Source organism: Mycolicibacterium xanthum (genome assembly GCF_019710635.1).
Classification (GTDB): Bacteria; Actinomycetota; Actinomycetes; order Mycobacteriales; family Mycobacteriaceae; genus Mycobacterium; species Mycobacterium xanthum.
Genome location: NZ_JAIFZS010000054.1, coordinates 1 through 6,126 on the forward strand (window position 1 = coordinate 1; position 6,126 = coordinate 6,126).

General features: G+C 70.4%; 6 protein-coding genes. 3 read left to right on the forward strand and 3 right to left on the reverse strand.

Going from position 1 to position 6,126, the window contains the following annotated elements; all coding sequences use genetic code 11:
* Window positions 1-249: 249 nt before the first annotated feature.
* Complete coding sequence (locus JDV09_RS19985; protein ID WP_221370878.1) at window positions 250-1,275, reverse strand: DUF3152 domain-containing protein; 1,026 nt, start codon at window positions 1,273-1,275, stop codon at window positions 250-252.
* A 195-nt stretch (window positions 1,276-1,470) separates the two neighbouring features.
* On the opposite strand from JDV09_RS19985, the gene fasR reads away from it, so the two are divergent.
* Window positions 1,471-2,145: an HTH-type transcriptional activator FasR gene (gene fasR, locus JDV09_RS19990; protein WP_221370879.1), complete on the forward strand. Its 675-nt coding sequence runs from the start codon at window positions 1,471-1,473 to the stop codon at window positions 2,143-2,145.
* 174 nt (window positions 2,146-2,319) lie between these two features.
* On the opposite strand, the gene JDV09_RS19995 is transcribed toward fasR, so the two are convergent.
* Window positions 2,320-2,568, reverse strand: coding sequence for a DUF3107 domain-containing protein (locus JDV09_RS19995; RefSeq protein ID WP_221370880.1), 249 nt, complete (start codon window positions 2,566-2,568; stop codon window positions 2,320-2,322).
* A gap of 244 nt (window positions 2,569-2,812) precedes the next feature.
* Here JDV09_RS19995 and JDV09_RS20000 point away from each other — a divergent pair, with 244 nt between their 5' ends.
* The gene (locus JDV09_RS20000) at window positions 2,813-3,613 is read left to right on the forward strand and encodes a hypothetical protein (RefSeq protein WP_221370881.1); all 801 of its coding nucleotides are present in this window, start codon (window positions 2,813-2,815) and stop codon (window positions 3,611-3,613) included.
* Between the two features lie 3 nt (window positions 3,614-3,616).
* On the opposite strand, the gene JDV09_RS20005 is transcribed toward JDV09_RS20000, so the two are convergent.
* Complete coding sequence (locus JDV09_RS20005; RefSeq protein ID WP_221370882.1) at window positions 3,617-4,330, reverse strand: ferritin-like fold-containing protein; 714 nt, start codon at window positions 4,328-4,330, stop codon at window positions 3,617-3,619.
* Between the two features lie 247 nt (window positions 4,331-4,577).
* Here JDV09_RS20005 and JDV09_RS20010 point away from each other — a divergent pair, with 247 nt between their 5' ends.
* Window positions 4,578-6,110 (forward strand): DEAD/DEAH box helicase, encoded by a 1,533-nt coding sequence (locus tag JDV09_RS20010; protein ID WP_221370883.1) that lies wholly within the window; start codon window positions 4,578-4,580, stop codon window positions 6,108-6,110.
* The last annotated feature ends 16 nt before the right edge of the window (window positions 6,111-6,126 follow it).

The window sequence follows — 6,126 nt, forward strand, 5'->3', positions numbered from 1 at the left end:
CTCCGGCACGACATCCCTTCAGCACTTACGGTGAACCCACAACCGGCCGGGGCACGATCTCGCCATAGGACTCGAGGTCCAGCGCGCGCAAGTACTCACCGACCAGCCGCTCACAATCAGCGTCGCGCGACAAGGCCTCCAAACCCGGCAACGAAACACCGATCAAGACCCATTAGCGCGCGCTGTTGCACGCGACACGCGGAGCGGGAGCGTGCAAACACGCCCGCTCGCGGTACGGACGACAGAAAATCAGGCGATCGGGTACGGCCAGGGGTTGAACCGGCAGCTCTTGCCGTCGGCGGTCACCGTGCCGGGGTCGAAGCGGGCGGCGTCGTCGTTGGACGTCGAGAACGTCTGCTGCATCATCACCGGCGCCAACCCGCCGTCCTCGGCGCACTGCTCGTGGCGCGGGTAGCCCATCGCGTGGCCCACCTCGTGGTTGATCAGATACTGCCGGTAGGAACCGATGTCGCCCTGGAAGGGCACCGCGCCGCGCACCCAGCGCGCCTCGTTGAGAAACACCCGCGGTTGGCCCTCGAAGAACGGGTTGTAGCAGGACGCCTCCAGCTGGATGTCGTAGCCGCAGCCGTCGCGCACCGTCATCGGCGAGGACAGCGACACCCGGAAGTCGGGTTCGATGCCCGAGGTGTCGTCCACCCGCACGAACGCGAACTGCGGATTGTGCGTCCAGCTCTTCGGGTTGGCCAGCGTCTCACTGACCATCCGGGCGAAACCCTCGTCGCCGCCGAACGTCGTGGTGTCCACGCCGTCCTCGACCTCGACGGTGTAGTTGAACACCTTGGTGGTGCCCTCCCCGATCTGCGGGGAGGTGCCGGGAACGACATGCCAGGTGCGCGCACCGGCCGGGGTGAACGGGCCGCCGTCGGGCAGGATCCCGGTCGGCAGGCTGGCGTCGAACTCGGTCAGCCCCTTGGGTGGCGCGCCGACGATCGCGGTGCTGGGTACCCCGATGGTCGGGGGCCCCTGCACCGGGCCCTGTTCCTCCTCGGCGGCCGGCACGCTGGTGCCGGTGATGGTCTGGTAGATCACCACGACGGTCAGCACCGCCAGCACCGGCAGCGCATAGGCCCGCCATCCGTAGGTGGAGACGAAGCGGCCGATCCAGGTCTGCTTGCGCCAGCGCTTACGGTCGTCCCGGTTGGATCTGACCCGGCCGGAGTCCTCGGCCAACGGGTCGCGCTGTGCGCGGAGCGGCTCACGCCACTCGTCGCGGAGCACCGGCACCCGACCGTCCCCGCGACGCTCTGTACCCATCGGTCCTCCTCGCGTGCGGGAGTCGTGAGTCACCGGACCAGGATGACACAGCTCAGACGACTTCCCCGCCTGGCGCGCCCTCGGCCGGGGCCCCCGCAGCTCATGTCGTCCGCCGCAGCATCGCCCGACGGTAGTAGTGTCAGTGCGAGCGAATGGACTGTGCCGGTCGCGCCGGCAGTAGGACTCGAGGTTCTGATGAGCGAGGTCGCCAAGACTGCGCAGCGACGAGGGGGCCAACCCGCCAACGGCACCGGCGCGCCGGTGCCGGCCCGCCGCGGCAACCGGCTGCCCCGCGACGAACGCCGTGGGCAGTTGTTGGCCGCGGCCAGCGAGGTTTTCGTCGACCGCGGTTACCACGCAGCAGGCATGGACGAGATCGCCGAGCGGGCGGGCGTCAGCAAACCCGTTCTCTACCAGCACTTCTCATCGAAGGTTGAGCTCTACCTCGCGGTGCTGGCCCGGCACGTGGACAACCTGGTGTCCGGGGTGCGGCAGGCGCTGCGCACCACGACCGACAACCGTCAGCGGGTGCGCGCCGCCGTGCAGGCGTTCTTCGACTTCATCGAGCACGACAGCCAGGGTTACCGGCTGATCTTCGAGAACGACTACGTCACCGAGCCCCAGGTGGCCGCGCAGGTCAAGGTCGCCACCGAGTCGTGCACCGACGCGGTGTTCGACCTGATCAGCCACGACTCCGGGCTGGAACCGCACCGGGCCCGGATGATCGCGGTGGGGCTGGTCAGCATCAGCGTCGACTCGGCGCGCTACTGGCTCAACAACGACCGCCCGATCGACAAGGACGATGCCGTCGAGGGCACCGTCCAGTTCATCTGGGGCGGCCTGAGCCACGTCCCGCTGACCCGGTCCTGACCCGTCCCCCGGGGCGCCGAGGCCCCCCGCCGGAGCCCCTCGCCGCCGAGGCCCCCCGCCGGGGCCCCGGGGCCCCGCCGAGGCCCCTCGCCGCCGAAATCGCATTCCAGCAGGGCGCTTCTCGCACTTTCGCTGCTGGAATGCCATTTCGGCGGACAGGCCGGCCGAAAAAGCTCAGCCGGCGGTGATGGCCTCCGCTCCGACCCCGAATCCGACCCGGCGGGCGTCGGCCGCGCCGATCTCGACATAGGCGATCTTGCCGGCCTGCACGAGGTACCGGCGGCCCTTCTCATCGGTCAGGGCCAGCACTCCCGTTCCGGTGGACAGCACATCGGCGACCAGCTTCTCCACCTCCGCCGGCGTCTGCGCGCTGTTGAGCATCAGCTCGCGCGGGCTGTCCGTGACACCGATCTTGACCTCCACGGTGAGCACCTTTCCGTTCGTCTGCTCGTGTTCTCCCCAGGAGGCTAATCGACACCGGCCATGGCGTGCTGTGCCGGGACCTACGCGGTCAGCGAACGCACGCGCCGCGTCGGCCACCCGCGACGCGGAGGCGACCGAACCGAGTCCCGACCGTGACCGCGGCGCATGCGCGGCGAACCTCATACGTCACTTCTGCCTCGCTAGCATCGGCCCCGGTAATGCACGAGACGACTGGGATAGCTGCATGAACAGGCCTTATACCGCGCAATCACCGTATGCCCTGACGCCCACCGAGCGCATTCGCAGCACGCGCGCCGGTGGCCGCTACAGCAGGGACCTCGACGACGACGATCGCTACGGCGACCTCGACACCGACGAGTACCCGCGCTATCTGGACGACGACTACGACCCCTACGAGCCCGTCGACTACGACCACGCGATCGACGAGGCCCGCATCGACCGGCGCTGGATGTGGATCGCCGGGGTGTGCGGCGCGGTGCTGTTCGTCGCGGTGATCGCGACGAGCATGATCCTCAGCGGCGGGGACAGCGGCTCGGTGTCGGCGACGGTCGCGGCCCCGGTCTCCAGCCCCAGCGCCGCACCGGCGCCCAGCCCGACCCGGTCCCCGGCCCCGGCCCCGAGCGCGACGGCGACACCGTCGCTGCCCGCCGAGACGGTCACCACGATCACGCCCAGCGCGCAGACTCCCCCGCCGGCGCCGACCAGCTCGCTGCTGCCCGCGCCGCAGGCCGCCCCGCCGCCGGTGTCGGCCGCGCCCGGCACCATCACCTACCGGATCACCGGCAACCGCCAGCTGATCGACCTCGTGACCGTCATCTACACCGATCAGCAGGGTGCGCTGCAGACCGAGGTGAACGCCGCGCTGCCCTGGTCGAAGACCGTGGTGCTGGATCCGGGCGTCACGCTGAGCTCGGTGACCGCCACCAGCGTGCGGGGTCAGCTCAACTGCAGCATCACCGACGCCAACGGGAACGTGATCGCGTCGCAGAACAACAACTCGATCATCACCAACTGCACGCGGTAGCGCTCAGGCCAGGCCCAGCTCGCGCATCCGGCTGCTGTGGGTGTGCTGCAGCTGGTCGAAGAATTCCGTCATCTGCGACAGCCCGCCGCCGGACATCACCAGGTCGACGAGCTCGTCGTGGTCGGCCAGCACGTACTGCGCCTGGGTGATCGCCTCACCCAGCAGCCGACGCGACCACAGCGCCAACCGGTGACGCTGGCGGTCGCTGGCCGTCACCGCGGCCCGCACCTCGGCGACGACGAACTGCGAGTGTCCCGTCTCGGAGAGCACCGAGCGCACCACGTCGCCGACCTCGCCGGGCAGCGAACCGGCGATCTCGAGGTAGAAGTCGGCGGCCAGCGCATCGCCGACGTAGGTCTTGACCAGCGCCTCCAGCCAGGTGCTCGGGGTGGTCAGGCGGTGGTAGTTCTCCAGCGCCGACGCGTAGCGCGTCATCGCGGGGACGACGTCGACGCCACGGCGCTCCAGCGCATCGCGCAGCACGTCGTAGTGGTTCATCTCGGCCGCGGCCATGCTGGCCATGTTGATCCGGCCGCGCAGGTTGGGCGCCATCCGCGCCTCGTCGGTCAGCCGGTAGAACGCCGCGACCTCGCCGTAGGCCAGCAGCGCGAACAGCTCGACGATCCCCGGATGATCGCCCGACACGCCCGGCTGCCCGGAGACGTCCTGACCCGCCGCCGGGGCAGCAGAACCGGCTGCGGACGGCGTGGAGTTCATGTCGCCAACTCTAACCGGCGCGGGGCCGCATTCACGCTCGGGCGATCCGACCAGCTACCATGGGTACCGGTGTCGGCGCGAACGTCGACGGATCGAAGCTGGTCAGCTCGACAGAATTCGCCGCAGGCACCCAGGAAATGTGCGCGCACGCGGCGGCCCGCCTCCTCAGCGCAGGGCCCGGCGAAGAAGCTCTTCACACTCGTGCGCGCGTGGACGCATGAGGAATCGAAAGGCTTCGTCTACCCGCATGACCCCGATAACACACCACACCCCGACCTTCGCCCAGCTCGGCGTCCGCGACGAGATCGTCCGCGCCCTGGCCGAGTCCGGCATCGAGCACGCTTTCGCGATCCAGGAGCTGACCCTGCCGCTGGCGCTGGCCGGCGACGACCTGATCGGCCAGGCCCGCACCGGCATGGGCAAGACCTTCGCGTTCGGCGTGCCGCTGCTGCACCGGATCAGCACCGACACCGACCGCCCGCTGACCGGGATCCCGCGGGCGCTGGTCGTGGTCCCGACCCGCGAGCTGTGCCTGCAGGTCTACGACGACCTCGCCGGGGCGGCCAAGTACCTGCGCGCCGACGACCGCAAGTTCAGCGTCACCTCCATCTACGGCGGGCGGCCCTACGAGCCGCAGATCGAGGCGCTGCAGAAGGGCGTCGACGTGGTCGTGGGCACCCCGGGCCGGCTGCTCGACCTGGCCCAGCAGGGCCACCTGCAGCTCGGCGGCCTGTCCACGCTGGTCCTCGACGAGGCCGACGAGATGCTGGACCTGGGCTTCCTGCCCGACATCGAGCGCATCCTGGCCCGCATCCCGGAGAAGCGTCAGGCGATGCTGTTCTCGGCCACCATGCCGGACCCGATCATCACGCTGGCCCGCACGTTCATGACCCAGCCGACGCACATCCGCGCCGAGGCCCCGCATTCGGCGGCCACCCACGACACCACCGAGCAGTTCGTCTACCGCGCCCACGCGCTGGACAAGGTCGAGCTGGTCAGCCGGGTGCTGCAGGCCAACGGCCGGGGTGCCACGATGATCTTCACCCGGACCAAGCGCACCGCCCAGAAGGTCGCCGACGAGCTCGCCGAGCGCGGGTTCAAGGTCGGCGCCGTGCACGGTGACCTCGGCCAGGCCGCCCGGGAGAAGGCGCTCAAGGCCTTCCGCACCGGCGAGGTCGACGTGCTGGTGGCGACGGACGTGGCAGCTCGAGGCATTGACATCGACGACATCACCCACGTGATCAACTACCAGATCCCCGAGGACGAGCAGTCCTACGTGCACCGCATCGGCCGCACCGGCCGCGCCGGCAAGACCGGGATCGCGGTCACGCTGGTGGACTGGGACGAGCTGCCCCGCTGGGCGACGATCGACAAGGCGCTGGGCCTGGAGTGCCCGGATCCCGCCGAGACCTACTCCAGCTCGCCGCACCTGTTCGAGGAGCTCGACATCCCCGCCGAGGCCGGCGGCAAGGTGGGCCCGGCCCGCAGCGCGGGTGGCCCCCGCCGGGAATCCCGGCGCGGTTCGGCCGACGGCGCGGGCGGGCAGGAGAAGGCGGACAAGCCGGCCAGGCGCACCGACCGCAACCGGCGGCGCACCCGCGGCGGCAAGGCCGTCAGCGGGCATCCCGAGGTCACCGAGGCCGCCCCGCAGGACTCCCCGCAAGACGACACCTCGTCCGAGCCGGCCGCCGCCGACGGCGACCAGGCCCAGCCGTCGCGGTCGGGTCGCCGGCGTCGTCGGCGCCGCCCCAGCAAGGCCACGGCCGCGGGCAGCAGCTAGCCGACCCCCCCCCCCC

Bases quoted from the DNA above. Each gene is read 5' to 3' on its own strand.
- JDV09_RS19985 (WP_221370878.1), bottom strand. From the start codon at position 1,275: ATGGGTACAGAGCGTCGCGGGGACGGTCGGGTGCCGGTGCTCCGCGAC.
- fasR (WP_221370879.1), top strand. From the start codon at position 1,471: ATGAGCGAGGTCGCCAAGACTGCGCAGCGACGAGGGGGCCAACCCGCC.
- JDV09_RS20000 (WP_221370881.1), top strand. From the start codon at position 2,813: ATGAACAGGCCTTATACCGCGCAATCACCGTATGCCCTGACGCCCACC.
- JDV09_RS20005 (WP_221370882.1), bottom strand. From the start codon at position 4,330: ATGAACTCCACGCCGTCCGCAGCCGGTTCTGCTGCCCCGGCGGCGGGT.
- JDV09_RS20010 (WP_221370883.1), top strand. From the start codon at position 4,578: ATGACCCCGATAACACACCACACCCCGACCTTCGCCCAGCTCGGCGTC.